The organism is Moorena sp. SIO3E8 (assembly GCF_010692445.1).
GTDB lineage: Bacteria > Cyanobacteriota > Cyanobacteriia > Cyanobacteriales > Coleofasciculaceae > Moorena > Moorena bouillonii.
On record NZ_JAAHHM010000345.1, the window covers coordinates 1 to 1,500 of the forward strand.

General features: G+C 43.6%; 1 pseudogene. It reads right to left on the reverse strand.

The window, feature by feature from the left end:
- Window positions 1-14 precede the first annotated feature (14 nt).
- Window positions 15-1,389, reverse strand: a pseudogene (locus F6K46_RS39675) (IS4 family transposase).
- Window positions 1,390-1,500: the final 111 nt, after the last annotated feature.

Genomic DNA, 1,500 nt, shown 5'->3' on the forward strand with positions numbered 1-1,500 from the left:
CCATCGGTGACAACTTAAGCCTGTATGCCAATTGTCAAGGGGGTTGAGGAAAAAGGCTTGAAGAAAAACTCAGACTGACCCTTTTGTCGGTCAGGAAAAGGAGCAACAATAAGTTTGACCTTGGGTTTTCGCTGCTGTTTGACGATACCTAAATCCTGATTCTCTGGGGCAGCAAAATACTTAACTGGGTCAGAAGCTAATCCTTTGTCATGAGCAACATAAAAATGATAGAGACCTCGATAAATCATCTCTAAAGAGATGCGGTCAAAGGGTAAAGAAAGCTCCGAGGCTACAGCATCACCTAAATCCACGCTCAACCGCATAAAAAAGCCACGTCCCCCAAATCTGTAACTTAACTCCATTAAGAGAACCAGTCCATAAATAACTTAACCCTAAAAGTCGTTTAACTGTATTAAAAGCCTCTTCAATCCGCCAACGCCGTCCATACAAATCAGCGACGACATAGGGAGGTAAAATCATCGGGTCAAGCACACTCGTTAAATAAGAATGCCAAGTTTTGCCTGAGCGCACTTCAATTAAACGTAAAGTCACAAACGGAGTTTTTTTAGTTCCAGAACCCATCCGAATCAGACGGTCACGAAGACTATAACTATCACTGAAGACTTGCTTAACTTCAAGGGAAGCTCCCTTCTTTAAACGGGTAATAAAATGAATCCCTCGGTCAATTAACTGCTGCCAAAAGTAAAAGTGATAAAAGCCTCGATCTAGTAACAGCAAAGTTTTAGCCCTTACTAAATTCAACAGATTCGACTCCAATTTGGTGTCAGAAGCTCTGGGATTTTCCTCAAACCAAATCTCAACCGGAAGCCGTGTCTTTACATCCACCACTACTCCCATCTTGCCGGCTAACTGTCCTTGGGGTATGTCTGCCAAGCTTTTTAGCTTCCGAAACAAGGCTTCTAAAGTGGAATTATCGGCAATCAAAATTCTCTCAAACTTAGATAGAGTAAACTGAACACTTTCTGGCAGAGGACGGCACTTTCTTGAGTCCCAAACCTTTCTTAATTCTGGCAGCAACTCCTTAAAAACTCTCTCAAATAATTGAGCCGGAAAGGTCAAAAATCTCTGAGAAATTGCTTGTTGACTCACCTGAGTGGGTGAACACCACAAAAAGCCTTCTCTTGTTAAGATTCGGTTAAGTTCTCTGACCCCAGCTACATCTCGCCACAGTAAAGTTAACACGGCAGCTACCATCAAGGGCAGGTTAAGAATCCGGTCTCTTAATCCCAGTTTACGATAGTATCCCTCTTGGGCTATGATGGCCGGTTTCACCAACGATTCTAGCTTAGCAGCTATTGCTGAGTCCTCTACTAGAGGACGTTGGGTCTTTTTCGCATGGTCTCGGTGGGTTTTTCGGTGGCCGCTCATCAGGATTCACCATGGCTCAATTACTTGTCTGTTCTGAGTTTCACACGACTCGAACCCTGAGGCAATCCCCCCTCTTGACAAAAGGCTTTTTCTCTTAACTTGTCACCAATG